A 19,786-nucleotide genomic window follows, 5' to 3' on the forward strand; every position below is an offset into this window, starting at 1 on the left:
ATTATTTAATAAGCGTGTTTGGATCGACGATCAATGCCACTTGTCCGTCTCCGAGTATGGTAGCCCCAGAAACAATACCCAAGTTGCCGCTCAAATATTTGCCTAGCGGCTTAAGAACGATTTCACTTTGTCCAATAAACTCATCAACTAAGACAGCAGCGAGCTTGTCCCCTTTGCGAATAACAAGCATTTCGGTTTCTGTTTCCCCGTCATCGCGATAATCTGGAGAGTCTGTCAAGCTCGCTAATGAAACGACAGGAATGATAGATTGACGATAATCGATCATCCGATTTCCGTGCATGGTGCGAATGTCTGTTTGCTTAACTGAGCCCGTCTCAACAATAGAGGAAAGCGGGAACGCGTATTTCTCTGAACCTAACTTGATCAGCATCGCAGAAATGATAGAAAGCGTAAGCGGCAGCTGTATAGAAAATTTTGTCCCTGTACCCAACGTGGAATGAACGGAGACGTGCCCGCCGAGTGAGGTAATCTTGGATTTTACGACATCAAGGCCTACGCCCCTCCCCGAAATATCCGACACCTTATCCGCTGTACTAAAGCCTGCTGCGAAAATCAGCATATTCACTTCATCATCTGATAAGTTCTTTGCTTCTTCTGCAGTTACTACCCCGCGCTTAATCGCTGTCTCGAGGACTCTCGGACGATTGATTCCTTTTCCATCCTCTTCGATTTCGATGAAGACATGATTTCCACTGTGAAACGCTCGCAAGTGAACCGTCCCTATTTCCGGTTTGCCCAGCTTAATTCGTTCGACAAAAGGCTCGATTCCGTGATCTACAGCATTTCGGATCAAATGGACAAGAGGATCTCCGATTTCATCTATGACCGTACGATCCAATTCTGTCTCCGCTCCAGTGATGACCAGATCAATCTTCTTATCCAGAGATTTCGCTAAATCACGAACCATTCTTGGGAAACGGTTAAAGACACTCTCTACAGGCACCATCCTAAGCTTCAGAACAATACTCTGCAGATCAGTACTAACACGTGCCATATGCTCAACTGTTTCTGTCAAATCGTTACGACGCACCTCTGAAGCGAGTTGCTCCAGTCGAACGCGATCGATTAGCAATTCACTGAATAAATTCATCAGCGAATCTAGACGTTCAATATCAACCCGAATGGTACGCGGGGCTGCATTTCCTGTGGAGGCTGCAGGAGCAGTACGGGGAGCACTTGCATCCATCTTTGGTGAAGCTGGAGATATGTCTGCAGCAGAAGAAGCGGCTGCTGTTTCCTGTGTTGCTTCCTTGGTTGGGGTGGTTGCTAATTTCACGCTTCCCAATTCGTCTAAAGAGTTGCGATCAACCGCTGTTAAGTGAACAGATTCGATTTCGGAAACACGGGAAATGCTATCAATCAGAATAGCTTCATCCACTTGGGAAATATAATAGACGGAGAAGCTATGTTCGAATTGTTCTTGCTCGATTTCCTGTACGGAAGGAAATGATTTAACGACTTCTCCGTTTCGTTCCAGAACATCGAATACCATATATGCACGAGCGGCTTTAAGTAAGCAATCCTCCCGAACCTTAACATTGATATAATATATTTTGTTGCCGCTATCTAAGGATTGACCCAGAACGGACAGCTGATATTGATCCAGTACCAAGGAGGAAGGGATGTCTTGACCTTGACCCGCTGCTTTAGCAGCTTTTTTGCTGCCATCATCACCCTTTACGATCGCTTTTAGTCGCTCAACTAGCTCTGTGACCTCTCCTTTGCCTGTACCGCCGTTAATAACGTCCTGTACCATTTCCTCAAGCGAGTCCAAGCATTTAAAGAGCGTGTCGAAAATATTACCGTTCATCGTTAATTTGTTGTTGCGGACTAGATCAAGCACATTTTCCATTTCATGCGTTAATGCGGCGAGATCCTCGAATCCCATTGTCGCAGACATTCCTTTGAGCGTATGAGCAGAGCGGAATATAACCTGAACGATATTAATGTCCTCCGGTTGTTGCTCCAGCTTAAGCATATTCTCGTTTAATGCTTGTAAGTGATCGTTTGATTCTTCAATAAACATGGACAAGTATTGATTCATTTCCACGGGCAGGACACCTCCTGGTTGGCTGAGCTTTCAGCGAGCAGTTTCATCAATTGCGGTGCTTCACTTTATGTATAAGCGTTGATGCGATTCCTTGAAGAGGTAACAGATGGGACACAGCTCCAAGCTCAACAGCGGAACGCGGCATTCCATATACGACACACGTTTGCTCGGCTTCCGCGATCGTTGTTAATGCACCGTCCGATTGGAGCGCCTTCATACCCCTAGCTCCATCGCTCCCCATTCCGGTCATCAGCACGATATGCCTTTTTAATTGCTGGTGGCCGATTAAGGATTCAAACAACACATCCACTGAAGGCATATGCCCGCCCCTAGGCCCTTCCTCCGACAATTTAATCCGTAAATTGCCTTTCCCATCGTTGCCTAGAGACATATGCTTACCACCAGGAGCAATATAGGCCGTGGCGGTTTCAAGCGGCTCTCCGTCAACTGCCTCTCGAACATGGATGCTGCAAAAGCTATCCAGTCGTTGAGCCAGGGAGTGAGTAAATTTAGGCGGCATATGCTGGACAATGAGTACCGGTGCTGGAAAATCTGCCGGGAGGCCAGTAAGTACTTCATGCAGCGCCCGCGGACCACCCGTAGAGGTGCCAATCGCTACCAAATGAGTAAATGTGGTTGATGCATAATTAATCTTAGCTTTAATCGTCGCTGATGCCGGCTTATCTGAAGGAATAATAGCTTTAGTTAACCGGTTCGCAGGAAGCTTCTTCTCTATTTCAGAAACGTTCTTTATTTCCTGATTGCGAGCGGTTTCAGGAGCTTGCCGTAATTCAGGTAATTTAGGCTTCGTTATCCCGCTATAACTGGTTGGTAAAGGGGCTAACGGTGGGTTTAGATTAATCGTATTCGTTTCCTTCTTTGCCGTCAGATCCACACCTTTCAATTGGGGAGGATCAACCGTTGGTAAGTCAGCTTTTATCATTACCTTCTGTGAAATCGGATCGGCAGATATCAGAGGATTCTTGTTCTCCTCCTTCAGTGGCTCAGCCGGCTTTAGAACAATAGCACCAGGCATAGCAGTTGATTCAACTTTCTCTTCAACGGCTGGCAGCATCCTGAAGTTACCGCTTTTCATCATCTCCACGGCAATATGTAACTTTTCAAGTAATTGCAATCCGACTTGTTGAATATCAAGCTTAACCGCACCGTCCGGTTTGCGGATAAAATCGAAGGCACCATAGTGCAGCGCTTTGATTGTATTTCTCGTGCCATTGTCCGTAACTGCAGACAGCATGATAACCGGGACCGGATGAATCGCCATGATACGTTGCAAAGCCTCTAGCCCATTCATTTGCGGCATTTCTAGATCCATCGTGATGATGTCTGGCTTAAGCTTTAACGCCAAATCTACGGCTTCCATTCCATTAGAAGCGGTTGCAAGCACTTTGAAAGCAGCATCCGCATCAATAAAATCACTGAAGACTTTGCGCATGAATGGCGAATCATCTACTATTAACACGTTAAATTCCGACATTTGGGCCGTCCTCCCCAGTTGATCTAGATGGCTGAGTTATATCAATCATCGAACGAGAATTGGATTAGCTCCAAAGTTTTTTCACTCGTTGCAAGAAGTTGGATAAGCCCCGTGAGGAGGAGTTTTCCCTTTCCTCTAACAAGAATCGGGATGCAATGCGGTCAATTCCCCGTGTCGCAACACTATCTGGAAATGCTATCGATAAGGGTGTTTGACGTTTCACGGCTTTAGATACGTTAGAGTCGTCTGGAATAAATCCCAGTACAGGTATCTCAAGCCCTAAATATTTATTCGCTACCTGACGGATGTTATCAGCAGTTTGCTTTCCTTCTCTTTCGTCAGAAACGCGATTTACAACTAGCTGGAAGGAGATCTGATGCCCCATTGACTTCAACATCTTAATTAAGGCATATGCGTCTGTAATCGAGGTCGGTTCTGGTGTAGTGACAACAATTGTCTCTTCGGCTGCTGTGATGAACCTTACCGTTTCTTTGGATAAGCCTGCACCGGTATCAAAGAGAATAAAGTCTACATGGCCGTGCAGCTTTCCAATCTGTTCGGCGAAATATTCGAGCTCCTGCTCACTTAGCCGTACCAAATCTTGAAACCCCGAGCCGCCTGCAATAAATTGTAATCCTCCCGGACCCTTCTGGATAATTTCCCAGATCGTTTTCTCACCTTTAAGCAAGTGGATGAGATTGTATTGGGCCGGTGTTCCCAGCAGAACATCGATATTCGCGAAGCTGATATCTGCATCAAACACCAGTACGCTGTATCCCCGCTTTTGCAGTGACATCGCGAAATTGAGGCTGAAATTGGATTTGCCTACACCGCCTTTACCGCTAGTAATGGTTATGATCCGCGTTGCACGTGCTGCCTGAGCATCCTTGGAATGAACCAAATGCCGGAGAGCTTCCGCTTGATCATTCATCGGCAGGATCCCCCAGCAAACGTCTTATTAAATCTTCCGGATCGAAAGGTCTAATGTCATCCGGTACCGCCTGTCCAAAAGTAATATAGGATATTCGGAAGTTAAACTCCTTAGCCAAATTGATAATGGCACCGAAGGAGTCCGTCTCGTCGAATTTGGTCAGCAAAAGTTGATTGACTCCGTACTTGACGAATTGAGAAGCTACAAGCTTCATATCGTTATACTTATGCGTCATGCTCAGAACAAGAATCGTCTCCGTCTGTTCACCTGGAGAGAGCAAGCTGTTAACCTCTGATACAAACAGCTCATTACGGTAATTTCTGCCTGCTGTATCCATGAATAATAAATCGTGATTACTAAACTTTTTGTAAGCACGGGTTAACTCGCTTGGCGAAAATACAACCTCAAGAGGCACATTCAAGATATCTGCGTACGTACGCAATTGATCTACTGCAGCAATCCGATAAGTATCTGCTGTTATAAAACCAACACTCCGTTTATGATTAAATGATTGCTCAGCAGCGAGTTTGGCAATGGTTGTTGTCTTGCCGACTCCAGTCGGTCCGACGAAATGAACGATTCGTGTGCTCGTGTTAATACCCGTTCCACGAGCATCCTTCAACCAGTCTAAGAGTACACTGCGAGCAATGTCATAGGAAGACTGCCGCTCTTCTTCACCAAGCTCTTCTAACAGTTGATTGACCTTTTCTGCAAACTGCTCTACGTAAGTCGGGTCAACCCCCTGCTCTGCTAGACGTTTGCTCCATTTCATGACGGATTCCGGCATTGTTCGATAAGTTTGCTGCTTTGCCATTTTCGTCATCATTTCTTTCATCGAACGCAGTTCCTGCAATAAAGCGGACGTCTCATCCTTCGCTTGCTTACTCTCTCTTGCTTCTAAAGTTTGAACGGCTGCGGCTAGTGTCGCAGCTTGAGTGTCAGACCTTTGCTGAAGTGAATGTTGGCGTTGAGCAGACATGTCCATTTCCTGTATCACTTCAGCTTGTTCTATGCTGCCTTGAAAGGCATTCATTTGAACGGAACTCACTTGCGTTTGCAAGCGTTGCATGTCGGTTGGCGGAGCTGTCGGATTTCTGCCGCTATCCGAGAAAGGAGCTTGGGAATAGCGTTCACGCACGGTATTTGAGGGTAGTAAGGCTGAAGGAACTGTAAGTTCCTCTAACGATGCGGCTTGTCTTCTCTCTGAAGGTCGTGCTGCAGGTGTTGGTGCTCTTGCTGGAGCTTTCTTAGAGGTTTCGTCAATAGCAGCAATAACTTCTACACGCTTCTTGCTGAACATACCAAGAAATCCGCCGATGCGGATATCCTTCGTATTCAGAATGACTGCGTCAGAGCCTAGCTCGCTTCTTATCATTTTTACTGCTTCGGGCAAATCATCGACTATATATCGTTTAACCTTCATGCGTTCACCACCCCGACACTTTGCACTTCAATACTTGGCTCTAATTCACTATAAGAAATGACTGGTATATCTTGCAGGCTTCTTTCAAGCAATTGGCGCAAGTACATTCGAATCGATGGGGACGTTAAAATGATGGGCTGCTGCCCCGATTGAACCAATCTATTCACTTGTTCCGTCAGACGTTGGTAAATAGCTTGCGAAGAAGCAGGGTCCATGGCTAAATAACTTCCTTGATCGGATTGCTGTACGGCTTCAGCTATCTTCTTCTCAACCGCCGGACTAACCGTAATCACCTTGAGAGGCTCTGTGGCGTTCGCATATTGCTGCGTTATTTGTCTGGATAAGCTTTGGCGTACATATTCCGTGAGAACTTCTGGATCCTTCGTGAATTTACCGTAGTCCGCCAATGTCTCGAAGATGGTGACCAAATCCCTGATGGAGATTTTCTCTTTAAGCAATTTGGATAATACCTTCTGGACATCTCCGATGCTTAGAATGGATGGGATAAGCTCATCCACAAGAGCGGAATAGGATTCTTTAACGCTCTCAACCAAAGCCTTCGTCTCTTGACGGCCAATAAGCTCATGCGCATATTTCTTGATAACCTCAGTCAGATGAGTTGCCACGACGGATGGTGGATCTACAACCGTATAGCCGGCCATTTCCGCACGTTCCTTCGTTGCTTCATCAATCCATAATGCGGGTAAACCGAAAGCAGGCTCTTGTGTTTCGATTCCCGTGACGGAATCATCATCGAAGCCAGGACTCATAGCTAAATAGTGATGTAACAATAATTCGCCACGAGCCACCATATTTCCTTTCATTTTGATAACATATTCGTTCGGTTTTAGTTGAATATTGTCGCGAATTCGGATAACAGGGACTATTAGACCCATTTCCAAGGCGCATTGACGTCTAATCATAATAATTCTATCGAGTAAATCGCCGCCTTGTTGGGTATCCGCCAGAGGAATAAGACCGTAACCAAACTCGAATTCAATCGGATCGACCTGCAGCAAGCTAATGACGCTTTCCGGGCTGCGAACCTCTTCGATTTGCTTCTCTTCCACAAGTAATTCTTCTTCTTGCATCTTCCGATTTAAGTTCTTCTGCAGACGGTTACCTGCAATAGCGAGAACGACCGCATAAGGAATCGTTGTTAGCAACGGAATTGGTGTCGCTAATCCAAGAAGAGCGATTGTTCCAGCTACAATATAAAGCAGTTTTGGATATCGAAGCATTTGTTTCGCTAAATCATCGGCCATATTGCCTTCCGATGCAGCCCTTGTAATGACAATACCGGCAGCAACGCTGATGAGTAGAGCCGGAATCTGACTAACGAGTCCATCTCCGATCGTAAGAATGGAATAGGTCTCAAGAGATTCCATAGCGCTTAAGCCGTGATAGGCCATACCAACTATGAAACCTGCAATCAAGTTGATTAGGACGATAATGATGGAAGCGACTGCATCTCCTTTAACGAATTTACTTGCACCATCCATCGCACCGTAGAAGTCCGCTTCCTTTTCAATTTTCTCGCGCCGTTCCTTTGCTTGTTGCTCATTAATCATTCCTGCATTGAGATCCGCATCGATACTCATCTGTTTACCAGGCATCGCATCGAGCGTAAAACGTGCACCTACCTCAGCAACCCGTTCAGAACCTTTGGTGATTACGATAAACTGAACCACGACCAGAATAAGGAAGACAACGAACCCTACCGCTAGTACGCCTCCGGCTACGAATCTGCCGAAGGTGTCAACGACATGCCCTGCTTCCGCTTTCGATAATATTAAACGAGTCGTAGAGATGTTAAGTGCTAATCGGAATACCGTCGTAATTAGCAATACCGTTGGAAAAATGGAAAAGTGCAGCGCATCCTGAGTATTCATCGCGATCAATAAGATCATGATCGCAATTGAGATATTCAGGATTAGCAAAATATCCAATAGTGTTGCGGGAATTGGAACGACCATCATCAGGACAATTCCGATGACGCCGATGAGTATGCTTAAGTCCCGAATTTTCATGGCCCATTCCCTCCGCTCGCATTTCATTTCCTATACGTCGATTATTGCTGCGAATCCGGAAAAGAGGTCGTCACTACACCGCTGGTAAATCCAAGTTGTTTATTAATTGATTTATTGGATACAACTCGGATTTAAAGGCGGACGTAAACTTTCCGTGACGACCTTTTTCCTCCTTCTCCGCGCTCGACGTACAGCTCATAACAAGCTCGTTTCTTTAGTTTTACCTCCGGCCTTTGAGCCGGTATACGTATGCCAGGACTTCCGCTACTGCTTGGAAGAGATCGGCGGGTACGCTATCGCCCACTTCCGTCTTCTCATATAGCGCACGGGCCAGCGGCTTATTTTCCATAATCATGACGTCGTTTTGTTTAGCGATTTCCCGGATCCGAAGGGCTAAATAATCTTGCCCCTTAGCAACGATTGTCGGAGCATCCATCTTCGTTCCGTCGTACTTAAGCGCAACTGCAAAGTGTGTCGGGTTCGTTATGATGACATCCGCATTCGGTACTTCCTGCATCATTCTCATGAGCGCCATACGGCGCTGACGCTCCTTGATTTTCCCTTTGATCAAGGGGTCGCCTTCCGAATTTTTATGCTCGTCTTTAATATCCTGCTTACTCATCCTCAATTTCTTCTCGTATTCATATTTCTGATATATATAATCAGGAATTGCGAGGATGAATAAAAGCACAGCGACAAATAGTCCAAGACGGATGGTCAAATCTGCAACAAAAGCGAAGATACCCTCGACAGGCATGTGAGCTAATGCTAGAAACCGATCCTTTTCTGACCAAAGTACCAAATAAACCACAATTCCAATTGCAGTTAATTTAGCAGAGCTTTTAAGAAACTCCACGATTGACCGAACACCGAATATCCCTTTTGCTCCAGTCAGCGGGTTCAGCTTGCTTAACTTCGGACTAAGAGGTTCGAGTGTGAAGAGCCAGCCGATCTGAACATAATTCGCTCCGAATGCTATTATCATTACAAATATAAATATAGGTGCAAGAAAGATTAACATTTGTATGGAGTAGTTACTGAACAAAGCCACCACGTTCTGCTCCGTAACGTTCATGTTAAGCCGGTGAAGCAAAGTGTCGCCAAACATAGCCAGAATCTGTTCCTGCATAAACGGGCCTAGCATGATTAAGCAGCAAATACACCCCAACAAGATAAGCGAGCCCGGTATTTCCGCGCTTTTGGCAACCTGGCCTTTTTTTCGACTATCACTTCTTTTCTTCGGTGTCGCACTTTCCGTCTTCTCGCCTGCGAACAATTGCAAATTCATCCTAAGGCGATAACGGGACATGCCAGCACCTCCGCTAATTTATTAAAGTATGATTATGACGATGATCGAAAGACGACAAACAGCTTCTCTATCGCTTCGAACATGTGATCGAATAACATTTGAAACAATGCACTGAATCCCGGCAATAAAAGAACAAGCATCGCTAAGCCGACCAAAATTTTGACCGGAATACCAATTACAAACACGTTATATTGGGGAGCAGTTCTAGCGAGTAACGCTAAGCCGACATCTGTCAAAAACATGGTAACAACAATCGGCGCTGAGATTTGTAAAGCCAGTAAAAACGTATCTGCGAATGTTCTTGTTAGAAATTCCGTAACATTTCCTCCGTAATAAATTTCAAACAGCTTATTATCCAGAGGCAACCATTCGTAACTATCCATAATGGCCGCGAGCAAGTAATGATGACCATTCAGTGATAGAAATACAAGTGACATTAGCATGAACTTCAGATTACCCATCATCGGAGCCGTAACACCAGTTATAGGATCAATGATGTTAGCCATTGCAAGACCCATCTGCAAATCCATCAGTCCACCGGCAGTCTGAACGATTGCGAAAAAAATGTAGGCTACATATCCGATTAGAAGACCGGCAAATATTTCGCGTATGATGGCTAAAATATAGGTCGCGTCCGCCGTTACATTGGTATCAAATCCAATCGTCATAAAAACGATTAGGGAAACGAAAAAAGAAAGTCCAATCTTCATGGATTTTGGGAAAGTTCGCGTTGAAAAGATTGGTGCTACAATAAAAAATGCGCTAATTCGACAAAGGACGAGCAAAAAGGCAGGAAATGCCTGAGTGATTATATCCATCTGGCATCATCCAATATAATTCGCCAAATTTCCAAGTAATTTACTGGTGAAATCGACCATGATATTAAGTATCCATGGACCGAAGATCAGTATAGCTAAGAAAACGGCGATAATTTTTGGTACAAAGGCAAGTGTCTGCTCCTGGATTTGGGTTGTCGCTTGAAAGACACTGACTAGCAGACCGACAATCAATCCAATTCCAAGCATAGGAGCACTAACCTTAAGCACGGTGTACAACGCTTGGCCGGCTAGGCCAATGACAAATTCGGAGCTCATGTGTCCCCTCCTACCTTACAATTTCTCAGTAGTTCAAGTACTAAAGCTGGTCAACAGTGACTTAACGACTAGATACCATCCGTCGACGAGCACAAAAAGCAAAATCTTGAACGGGAGTGAAATCATAACAGGTGGAAGCATCATCATCCCCATCGCCATTAATGTACTGGCTACGACCATATCAATAACTAGAAAAGGAACGAAGATCATAAAGCCCATCTGAAAAGCCGTTTTCAATTCACTAATGGCATACGCTGGAACGAGTACTGTAATCGGTATATCTTGATAGGTCGCCGGTTTTTCGGTTTGTGTATAGTTCATGAACAATAGAAGGTCCTTCTCCCGGGTATGCTTATACATGAAATCCTTCATGGGAACAGAAGCCTTCTGCAAAGCTTCCGTTTGGGAGATCTCTCCAGCGAGATAGGGCTTTAATGCTGCTTCGTTCAACTGCGAGAAAGTCGGAGCCATAACAAACATTGTCATGAATAATGCAAGACCAATTAATACCTGGTTAGGCGGCATTGACTGAGTTCCAAGTGACGTCCTGACAAATCCAAGTACAATTACGATTCTCGTAAAGCTTGTCATGAGTACTAGAATCGCAGGCGCTAAGCTTAGAACAGTGATTAGAAGGAGCATCGATAAAGCGGAAGCTCCTATTGGCTCCGACCCATCACCAAGGGTGACACCGATAATGGGTTCTGCGTAAGCAGATGCCTGAAATCCAAGCAGCAGAGCTTGAAGCGTTATAACACTATAAATCAGTTTTTTTCTCATAGCTTGTCTGTCCGATCTTCGGAACGGTTTTCCTCTAGCATTTGCTCCACCCGCTGTCTTCTTTCAGATAGCTGGCGAAGTCGGTTTTCCAACGTATGTTCGAAGCTTGTCTGGTTATTCTTCTCTTTGAAGATGAGGTCCTCGTCATGCGGATGATTACGCTGAGTCCATTTGCGCAGCCATTCAGGCATTGAAGGCCCAGCGCTTACCGTGTTGGAGTCATGCTCCGCAAGTAGTGCGGCGACCATTTCCGGTTCTGTAATTGACTCAAGCAAGGTCACATTTTCTCCGATACCGAGCACATAAATACGACCGTTCCATTCTACGATTTGCATGGATTTATTCGTTCCGAGAGAATATCCTCCTAGTGAACGAAGAGAGCGATTCATCCACCACCCTCGATTTCGCTTTGCAAAAAATCGTAATAACAGAACGATCAGGCCGACGATAATACCGAGAACGAACAAAACCCAGATCAAATCCCATGCGGATGCCGACCCCGGCATCTCTTGGGTGAGCCCATAAGTGCGCATGAATCTTCAACGCTCCTGACTTAACCCAGTGTTTTCTTAATAGCTTCGATTACGCGGTCTGCCTGGAAAGGTTTAACGATAAAGTCTTTTGCACCCGCTTGAATAGCATCGATTACCATTGCTTGCTGACCCATAGCCGAACACATGATAACTTTTGCGTTAGTATCGAGCTTGCGGATTTCTTTTAATGCAGTGATGCCGTCCATTTCCGGCATTGTGATGTCCATTGTTATCAAATCAGGATGCAGCTCTTTGTATTTCTCGATTGCTTGTGCACCATCTTGTGCTTCTCCTACAACCTCATAACCATTCTTTGTTAAAATATCACGGATCATCATGCGCATGAATGCTGCGTCGTCTACTATGAGAATGCGGTTTGCCATTAAAATTGCCTCCCGATAAACTTATTGGATTTTTTGGACTCGATCCCATTGACTAACGATGTCGGTAACACGCACACCAAAATTCTCATCAATGACAACGACCTCGCCTTTGGCGATCAATTTGTTGTTTACTAAGATGTCGACAGGTTCGCCGGCCAGCTTGTCCAGCTCAATGATAGAGCCTTGGGACAGTTCCAAAATATCCTTGATCTGTTTCTGCGTCCGGCCAAGTTCAACCGTTACCTTCAGTGGAATATCCAGCAACAGATTAAGATTTGTTTCATCACCGTGTGCAAATCCTCCACTTTGCAGGTTTGCAAATTGGACCGGATTCACATTAACATTCCGGTTAGCCGATGCCCCGATAGTCTGCGGATATGAAGGGCTAGGTTCAGCATACATCGGCGGATTAGCTGCCATCGGTGGCGGTGCATGATAAACCGGCGGCGCTTGAGGAATTGAGGCGGCAGGCTGCTGCGGAGCCGCATATACCTGTTGAACAGGTGTCGCAGCTGGTTGCAGCTGCTGCGGAGTTGTGTCTTCAGATACGCTCCCCATTAAAGAATGCACCAATTCTCTGGCAAAAGGAACAGCCAATAGCTGCATGATCGATGAATCGATCAAATCCCCTATCTTTAATCGGAAAGAGATTTTGACAAACACGCTCTCCTGCGGTAGATTACTCGTTCCAGAATCTTCGCTAATATCCATAATATCAATACCAGGCGGTGATATGTTAACCATCCGATTGAATATGGTGGACATAGAGGTTGCGGATGAACCCATCATTTGGTTCATCGCTTCTTGGACCGCGCTGATATGAATCTCGTTAAGCTCTACTGAAGTTATGTTGCCTTCTCCCCCAAGCATCAAATCTGCAATGACTTGAGCATCGTGTGACTTGATTACTAGAGAATTAATCCCTTCAAATCCTTGAACGTAACTCACATGAACGGCAACATGAGGCTTTGGAAACTCCTGTTCGAAATACTCACGAGCAATAATCGATACAGTAGGAGTGGTAATATCAACCTTTTTCCCTAACAGGGTGGAAAGCGCAGTAGCTGCACTTCCAAACGTTATGTTTCCAATCTCACCTAGTGCATCTTGCTCTAAAGGTGACAAATAGTCATCGATTGACATACTATCTGCGCTACCTGAGGTCACCGGAGTTTCATCTTGCTCTCCAGATGATTGACGAAGCAGTGCATCGATCTCTTCTTGTGACAAATAATCTTTACTCGTCATGGATCTCATCTACTCCTTCACTGATGATTTCATGAATTTGAATCGCCATCTTGTCACGCACCGTGCCCGGGCTTGCTATAAATTTCACCTTGTCGCCAACCTTAACTTCCAAACCCTCGTCCGTTGGCTTATGTAGAGCAATGACATCTCCAATCGAAAGATTCAGAAACTCCTGTACGGAAATTCGGGAAGAACCCAACTCGGCAATAATCGGCAGCTTCGCTTTATTAACCCTTTGCTCGAGCATCAGTTGTTCTTCAGGGGCTCTTGTTTTCTTCTGCGAAACGAACCAGTGATGTACGGATAACCTTGGCATGATAGGCTCGATGACTATGTGCGGAATACATAAGTTGATCATTCCTGTTGTATCCCCGATTTTAGTGCTTAACGAAATAAGAGCAATTGTTTCGTTCGGGGATACAATCTGCATGAATTGCGGATTCGTTTCCAATGCTTCAAGCCTTGGTTGCAAATCAATGATAGTTCGCCAAGCTTCTTGCAGGCTCTCAAGCGCTCGGCTGAAAATTTTCTCCATAATGATGTTTTCAATTTCAGTTAAGCTGCCAATCTTATTCGGCGCAGTTCCCCCGCCGCCTAGCAGTCTGTCGAGCATTGCGAAAGCAACGTTAGGATGAACCTCTAGAACCATTCGTCCTTCTAGCGGCTCCGCTTCAAAGATGTTTAATATCGTCATTTTAGGGATGGAACGAATAAACTCGTCATACGGCAGCTGTTCCACCTGAACAACATTGATCTGGACAAACGTTCGTAGCTGGGCTGAGAAATACGTTGTCAAAAACCGCGCGAAATTCTCGTGAATACGGGTCAAGCTGCGAAGATGATCTTTGGAGAAACGCATTGCCCGTTTGAAATCGTAAGCACGCACTTTTTTCTGCGTATCCTCTTTTTTCAGCTCTTCCGCATCCATTTCTCCCGACGAGAGCGCTGCTAAAAGCGCATCAATCTCATTCTGCGAAAGGACATCTACCATACTTATCACTCCTTTCTTAGACCCAAGTGAAACGAACGTTTCTGACTGGCGGTCAAATTGTACTGGGATTAAACATAGTCCATACTCGGCTAAATTAAATAGGCGTCATTATAAATTCTTTGATTCCAACCTTAGTCAATTTGCCCTCTGACAGCACCGAATTAATAATATTTATAAGTCCAGCGGTTAGTTGGTCCTTGCCTTTGGTTCCAGTCATATCATCAGGGTTTAGAACCCATAATGCTCGGTTTATTAATGGTTTTACCTGATTTTCCTTGAGTTTGTCGAATTCCTCTTTGGCTTTTTCACTGTCCAATTGGAATGACAAGCTGAGCTGAACAACATAATCCGTGTCAGCCAGATTGGTTCTGATATCAATTAATTCGGACGTAACTTTTACTAATTCATCCGCAGATATCGGCTCGGGTTGCACATTCTCAACGCTTTCCTTCGCCGCTTGTTCGGGATCTTTGGACTTATCGCTCCCAAACAATGTATTCCAGAAGTAAAAGGTGACAATGACAATCAACGTAATCGCCAATAATAGCGAAACGAGCCAAGGCAACAGTTTTTTCATGACGTAGCTCCCCCCGATTGAGTGTCTGCTGGGCTGGTAACAGCTGCTAACACGCCGATACTGCGTAAGTAATTCCGGATAGCCCGGATTACATCCGAAGAACTTTCGACAACAATGAATTTCTTTCCCGTTGTAAGTGTAATTAAGGTGTCCGGCATTTCTTCTACCGTTTCGATTAACAAGGCGTTGACATGGAACCTGCTTCCATTCAAGCGAGTGACAACAATCATTATTGGGACCCCCACGAGCTGCCAGGGGGAGGGCTAAGCCCTCCCATGGCAGAAGATCAATTACCTACTATCGTTTAAGGTTTACAACTTCTTGCAGAATTTCGTCTGATGTGGAGATAATTCTTGAGTTTGCTTGGAATCCACGCTGTGCAACGATCATTTCCGTAAACTCGTTCGTCAAATCAACGTTAGACATTTCTAACTGTCCAGATATGATAGCACCTGTTCCAGTTTCCACATCTGCTGCAACGCCTATGGTCAATTCGCCCTCAGGATTTGCATTTGGCGTCATACGATACAAGCTTCCGCCAACCTTCTCTAAGCCGCCTGGATTAACAACCTTCGCAACACCGATTATGAAATCCGTAGGAGTAGCAAGGCCAGTCTGATCAATAGAGATTATCGTTCCGTCTTGTGCAATGGAGAAAGCTGTAACTTCCTCACCCAATTGAATAGGTCCTCCATCAGATGAAAGAACGAACATCCCATCGGCGTTAACCAACTGGCGATTCGAATCAAAGGTGAAGTTTCCTGCGCGGGTTAAGTACTGAGGTCCACCGTCGACAGGGCTTACAACGAAGAATCCGTCACCATCAATGCGAAGATCCTTAACGTCATTAGTGGTCATGGCACTGCCTGGCGTGTGGATCGTATCAATTGAAGCTATTGATACGCCTAGTCCGACTTGCTTGGCATTAACTCCGCCTGTTGTTCCTTCAACCGGTGCTGTAATACCTGACATGGACTGGCTTAAAATATCCTTGAACATAACGCGGCCTGTTTTGAAGCCTACCGTATTAACGTTAGCGATGTTATTTCCGATAACGTCAAGCTTTGTTTGGAAACCTCTCATACCCGAAACACCGGAGTACATTGAACGCAACATGAATTTCCTACCTCCCAATATGGTTTTACTTTGATCGCTTCAATCGGTCGGCGACCTGGGCTTCCTTGGCAGGACCAGCCCAAACTTCCTAACTAACGACGACGGCACTATCAATTTGCGTGAAAATGTGTTCTTTCATCGAGTTACCATCCATGGCGGTAACAACCGTTCGGTTCGGCACATTTACGATCATAGCGATGTCCCGGAATAATACCAAAGAATCCTTGGCACCTTTGGCAGCCGCCTGGTCTACCGCATTGGCAATACGTTCAAGCTGATCGGGCAACAATTCGATACCTCTCTGCTGTAAACGTTGCTCTGCATGATGACTGAACTTAAGCTGTTGTTTATCGAGCACTTCACGGAACGAAACGTTATCCGCGATTTGTTGCCCTGACCGATTAAGGTGACGATTGCCTTGAATGGGTGCCGTACGTCCCGTCGTTAAATGACCAACGAGCATCCGATCATTCACCCCCGACCACCTCTTCCTCATTGTCTTCAGAAGGCTCTGCGATCGAAAGAATTTCATCAATTGGCACTTCTAAGTTCTCTACCTTCACGAATTGAACACCGTCTCGCCAAAGAATGGAGTTCACGATTCCAGAATGATTAATAACTCCGGCATCCGTCGTTTCCATCCATGAAACTTCCTTGCCAATCAATGCAGCTACCATACCCGCCGATTGTCTTAACGAGGTCATCTCCTTGGACATGTTCATCATTTGCTCTAGAGAGGAGAACTGAGCCATTTGCGAAATAAACTCTTTATCCTGCATGGGCTGCATGGGATCTTGGTTACGCAATTGCGTGACTAAGATTTGAAGAAATTGATCTTTACCCAGCTCTTTCACTGGTTTTCTGGCCGCAGTCTGCACGTTTTTCGTGGAGTAGTTTGGCCAAATATTTGTTGTTCCTGCAGTAACGTCAGCCACAGAATTCACCTCCTTTAACCGGTCTTACGCTGTGACATTGAGTGAGCTTCCGTACCCGAATTCTCGAAGCGTAGAGTTTCTCTCAAGCTCCGCTGCGAATAGAGCGGGATCCTCGTATAATCCGTTCTTACCCTGCCCGTTAGAGCCGTTCCCATTATTTCTTGAGTTCGGATGACGATGATCTTGATGCAGGAAAGATGCATTCGATGAAGCTGAAGATTGCTGGACAACCTCCAAGCGATCTACCTGCAAGCCTTGACCATGCAAAGCCAATCGCAGCTGTGACATCTGATTATCCAGCAGATCGCGAGCCATTGGATTATCGGTCATGAATTGCGCCGTTATCTGACCGTTCTGCATAATAATGCGAATGTCGACTTGTCCTAGATGCTCCGGATTTAACGTTAGCTTAGCTTCCGTCGTTCCGTTGCCTTGTGTCAGTAAAAACTGCTTAATTAGGAACTTCTCAATCTGTTGAGCAAATTGTTGAACCGGCACTTGCGCAGGCAATGCAAGCTTGCCAAGCGTTGATTCTGCAGCAGCCGATGCATCGTTGCGTAACAAAGTCCAAGCTGTATGAGAGTTCGAGTCGTTCGACTCCTCTGATGCAATGGCTGCAGGAACAACGGCAGTCTGACCGTCTGAGGCTGTGTTCACCATATTGGCATCTATATTAAATCGCCAAATCGGATCACGAAGCACTTGAACGGGACGCCGAATATCTTGGACAACTGCCGCAGCTTGATTCAAAGCTTCTTTAGAAACGGCAACTCCGTTATCTGGTGCAGCTTTGGATCCGGAAGCAGCTTTATCCGCCTGATCTGTAACGGCTTGTCCTGAAGCAGGCACAGACGCTTTTAATGGCTCCAATGTATCAAGCAAAGCCTTTAGTTGGCCTGCAAAAGCTGCCGCAGCATGAACGCCGCCCTTCCCTTTGGCAAGTAGCGTAGAAAGCTGCTGCAATGTTTCACGCAGCGCTTGCAAGACTGGCTTCGAATTCGAAGTCTCTGTCAATTGGCTTAACAGTGAAACATTCGATGCATTCATTGGGTAGCCGGTTAAATCAGGTTGACTTTGTCCAAGTTGCTGTACAAGACCTTGGATTGCAGTTAACAGAGCGGATAACTGGTCCTCAGCTTCCTTCTGAATGCCGTCACCTTGTTCTAGTTGTTCTAATTGCTCTATCAGCTTAGCAATCAATTCAAGCAGATCTTGGGATTGGTCTTCTGAAGAAAGTGGATCCACCTGACCCAATATACCTGCTAAACCAACCGGCAAAGATAAACCCCCGACGGCTGTAGTAGAATTGCTGCCTCCTCCAATTGCCTGAACAAGAGCACCTGCGAAACCTGCACCAGAAGCGCTGCCTGATCCGGATGTAGCTGCTGAAGCAGATCCAGATGATACCGGTGTTGTTGAAATGGACATATTCATTTTTCTCACCTCCCTTCAAATAGGTTTAGTTCTGCATTTAGGGATTAAGTGGAATGATCTTACCGACCAGCATAGCAGTTGTTTTCTTATCTTGATCCGACATCGAAGATAAGATATCGGACCGGGCGGCATCATCCAATACTCCAAGAATACGTAGAACCTTGCTCTGATTCGTTACGGCCATTTGAAGTAAGAGATTAGCCGCTTTAGCAGCTTGCATGGACGAGAACGTTTGGTTAAGCTCTGCTGTGTCCAAGGTATCTGATTCTGCTCCCACCTTGAGCTCGAGCTCCTTAACTCGCGATTGAAGTGCAGCGATTTCCCGATTATCAACTGTTTCCGCATCCTTAAGCTTCATCGTCACGTCAGCCGCTCTCAAAGGTGTCATTCGCTCCAATACTTTACCGCGTTCCGCAGCTGACATTGCTCCTAGAATGAGCGCGGACTCATCCAAGGTCATATTCTCTAATATAGGTGCTGCTTTATTAGGAGTCATCTTGCCGTACATGTTAGCCAAGGCGGAGATCCGCGATTTATATTCCTCACCCGTTATGGTCTTCTCCGAGTTCGCTTTAGTTAACTCATCGATCTGAATTTGCAGCTGCTCGAGCTGCTGCTTTTGCCCAGTCGTTTGATCCATTGCTTGTTTTAACAACGTCTCCCGATCCATAAGCAGAGCATTCAGCTCTTCTACTTTGGCTTTGGCGTTATTTACCGTCAATTCTTCATCCGTATTTCCACTCGTCTCCACCTGAGACGCAGGATCTGGAATCAAGGAATTAACGACTGGAATCTTGTTCCCAATTTCGAGTGCTGCGTTACGCCATTCTGAATTAAACATCAGTAATAACACCCCTAGCAGCACAGCCGTGAACAAGATCGGGGTTACAAAAAAGAGAAATCGTTCGAAGCCGCTGTAACTGCTCTTTTCTACATTTGCGCTCGCCACGATTCTCACTCCCTTCTCCTGCGATACTTTCTGGCTTCTATTCTTATCTGCGAGAAGCAGCAGCCCGAACAATCGCGATTTCATCTAGCTCGTTTTGTTCCTTAGCTAATCTCTCGTTTCTAAAACGCTCAAGAGCACGGTCCCTGGCATTAAGCCAAACCTTCTCATCAACCATTTTATCGGTTAACATCCCTTGGCATTTTTTCACTTGGATTTCAGCGGAACGGACACCTTCATTCTGTGATTGAATCCGCTCTTCAAGTATGTCTATGTATTGCTGTAAAGTGACCAATCGCGTAAGCGGTGTCGGTCGCATGGAGGTTTCCTGTAATTCCCGCTCCACTCCCTTACGCTCCTGAAACAAAGCCTCTAAGCGTTCTTCTTCCCTTCTCAGCTTGCCGAGCGATGCCGCATATTCCCATTCCGCCATCGATTTCTGACTGCCCTTTAGATCAACGATTTTCTGCAAAGGATATCGAAATGACAT

21 protein-coding genes are annotated in these 19,786 nt (G+C 45.6%); all 21 read right to left on the bottom strand.

Annotated features, from left to right (window positions below; genetic code table 11):
• Window position 1: 1 nt before the first annotated feature.
• Window positions 2-2,071 (bottom strand): chemotaxis protein CheW, encoded by a 2,070-nt coding sequence (locus tag ACESLK_RS11455; RefSeq protein WP_373229572.1) that lies wholly within the window; start codon window positions 2,069-2,071, stop codon window positions 2-4.
• Window positions 2,072-2,117: 46 nt separating this feature from the next.
• Entirely contained in the window at window positions 2,118-3,566 is a 1,449-nt protein-coding gene (locus ACESLK_RS11460; protein WP_373229573.1) for a protein-glutamate methylesterase/protein-glutamine glutaminase, read from the bottom strand.
• Between the two features lie 64 nt (window positions 3,567-3,630).
• On the bottom strand, window positions 3,631-4,497 hold the full coding sequence (locus tag ACESLK_RS11465; RefSeq protein ID WP_373229574.1) for a MinD/ParA family protein: 867 nt from the start codon (window positions 4,495-4,497) through the stop codon (window positions 3,631-3,633).
• Window positions 4,490-5,920: a flagellar biosynthesis GTPase FlhF gene (gene flhF / locus ACESLK_RS11470; protein ID WP_373229575.1), complete on the bottom strand. Its 1,431-nt coding sequence runs from the start codon at window positions 5,918-5,920 to the stop codon at window positions 4,490-4,492. The genes ACESLK_RS11465 and flhF overlap by 8 nt, the downstream gene beginning before the upstream one ends.
• On the bottom strand, window positions 5,917-7,950 hold the full coding sequence (gene flhA, locus ACESLK_RS11475) for a flagellar biosynthesis protein FlhA (RefSeq protein ID WP_373229576.1): 2,034 nt from the start codon (window positions 7,948-7,950) through the stop codon (window positions 5,917-5,919). The genes flhF and flhA overlap by 4 nt, the downstream gene beginning before the upstream one ends.
• A gap of 220 nt (window positions 7,951-8,170) precedes the next feature.
• Complete coding sequence (gene flhB, locus ACESLK_RS11480) at window positions 8,171-9,259, bottom strand: flagellar biosynthesis protein FlhB (RefSeq protein ID WP_373229577.1); 1,089 nt, start codon at window positions 9,257-9,259, stop codon at window positions 8,171-8,173.
• Between the two features lie 32 nt (window positions 9,260-9,291).
• The gene (gene fliR, locus ACESLK_RS11485; RefSeq protein WP_373229578.1) at window positions 9,292-10,077 is read right to left on the bottom strand and encodes a flagellar biosynthetic protein FliR; all 786 of its coding nucleotides are present in this window, start codon (window positions 10,075-10,077) and stop codon (window positions 9,292-9,294) included.
• Between the two features lie 6 nt (window positions 10,078-10,083).
• Complete coding sequence (gene fliQ, locus ACESLK_RS11490) at window positions 10,084-10,353, bottom strand: flagellar biosynthesis protein FliQ (RefSeq protein WP_373229579.1); 270 nt, start codon at window positions 10,351-10,353, stop codon at window positions 10,084-10,086.
• A 33-nt stretch (window positions 10,354-10,386) separates the two neighbouring features.
• Window positions 10,387-11,133 carry a flagellar type III secretion system pore protein FliP gene (gene fliP / locus ACESLK_RS11495; RefSeq protein ID WP_373229580.1) on the bottom strand — a complete coding sequence of 249 codons (747 nt, stop codon included), beginning with the start codon at window positions 11,131-11,133 and terminating at the stop codon, window positions 10,387-10,389.
• A complete protein-coding gene (locus ACESLK_RS11500) occupies window positions 11,130-11,666 on the bottom strand; it encodes a flagellar biosynthetic protein FliO (protein WP_373229581.1) in 537 nt (178 codons plus the stop codon). The genes fliP and ACESLK_RS11500 overlap by 4 nt, the downstream gene beginning before the upstream one ends.
• A gap of 20 nt (window positions 11,667-11,686) precedes the next feature.
• Window positions 11,687-12,049, bottom strand: a complete 363-nt coding sequence (locus tag ACESLK_RS11505; RefSeq protein ID WP_373229582.1) for a response regulator — start codon at window positions 12,047-12,049, stop codon at window positions 11,687-11,689.
• A gap of 21 nt (window positions 12,050-12,070) precedes the next feature.
• On the bottom strand, window positions 12,071-13,297 hold the full coding sequence (gene fliY, locus ACESLK_RS11510) for a flagellar motor switch phosphatase FliY (protein WP_373229583.1): 1,227 nt from the start codon (window positions 13,295-13,297) through the stop codon (window positions 12,071-12,073).
• Window positions 13,287-14,288 (bottom strand): flagellar motor switch protein FliM, encoded by a 1,002-nt coding sequence (fliM, locus tag ACESLK_RS11515; protein WP_373229584.1) that lies wholly within the window; start codon window positions 14,286-14,288, stop codon window positions 13,287-13,289. The genes fliY and fliM overlap by 11 nt, the downstream gene beginning before the upstream one ends.
• 94 nt (window positions 14,289-14,382) lie before the next feature.
• Window positions 14,383-14,865, bottom strand: coding sequence for a flagellar basal body-associated FliL family protein (locus ACESLK_RS11520; protein ID WP_373229585.1), 483 nt, complete (start codon window positions 14,863-14,865; stop codon window positions 14,383-14,385).
• Entirely contained in the window at window positions 14,862-15,095 is a 234-nt protein-coding gene (locus ACESLK_RS11525; protein ID WP_373229586.1) for a flagellar FlbD family protein, read from the bottom strand. Before ACESLK_RS11525 ends, ACESLK_RS11520 begins: the two co-directional genes overlap by 4 nt.
• 67 nt (window positions 15,096-15,162) lie before the next feature.
• Window positions 15,163-15,981 carry a flagellar basal body rod protein FlgG gene (gene flgG, locus ACESLK_RS11530; RefSeq protein ID WP_373229587.1) on the bottom strand — a complete coding sequence of 273 codons (819 nt, stop codon included), beginning with the start codon at window positions 15,979-15,981 and terminating at the stop codon, window positions 15,163-15,165.
• A gap of 88 nt (window positions 15,982-16,069) precedes the next feature.
• Window positions 16,070-16,456 carry a TIGR02530 family flagellar biosynthesis protein gene (locus ACESLK_RS11535; RefSeq protein WP_373229588.1) on the bottom strand — a complete coding sequence of 129 codons (387 nt, stop codon included), beginning with the start codon at window positions 16,454-16,456 and terminating at the stop codon, window positions 16,070-16,072.
• Window positions 16,449-16,916: a flagellar hook assembly protein FlgD gene (gene flgD / locus ACESLK_RS11540; protein WP_373229589.1), complete on the bottom strand. Its 468-nt coding sequence runs from the start codon at window positions 16,914-16,916 to the stop codon at window positions 16,449-16,451. Before flgD ends, ACESLK_RS11535 begins: the two co-directional genes overlap by 8 nt.
• 24 nt (window positions 16,917-16,940) lie before the next feature.
• Window positions 16,941-18,350, bottom strand: a complete 1,410-nt coding sequence (locus tag ACESLK_RS11545) for a flagellar hook-length control protein FliK (RefSeq protein WP_373229590.1) — start codon at window positions 18,348-18,350, stop codon at window positions 16,941-16,943.
• A 37-nt stretch (window positions 18,351-18,387) separates the two neighbouring features.
• On the bottom strand, window positions 18,388-19,383 hold the full coding sequence (locus ACESLK_RS11550) for a MotE family protein (RefSeq protein WP_373229592.1): 996 nt from the start codon (window positions 19,381-19,383) through the stop codon (window positions 18,388-18,390).
• Window positions 19,343-19,768 (bottom strand): flagellar export protein FliJ, encoded by a 426-nt coding sequence (fliJ, locus tag ACESLK_RS11555; protein WP_373229593.1) that lies wholly within the window; start codon window positions 19,766-19,768, stop codon window positions 19,343-19,345. The genes ACESLK_RS11550 and fliJ overlap by 41 nt, the downstream gene beginning before the upstream one ends.
• Window positions 19,769-19,786: the final 18 nt, after the last annotated feature.

Source organism: Cohnella sp., from assembly GCF_041640265.1.
Taxonomy (GTDB): Bacteria; Bacillota; Bacilli; order Paenibacillales; family Paenibacillaceae; genus Cohnella.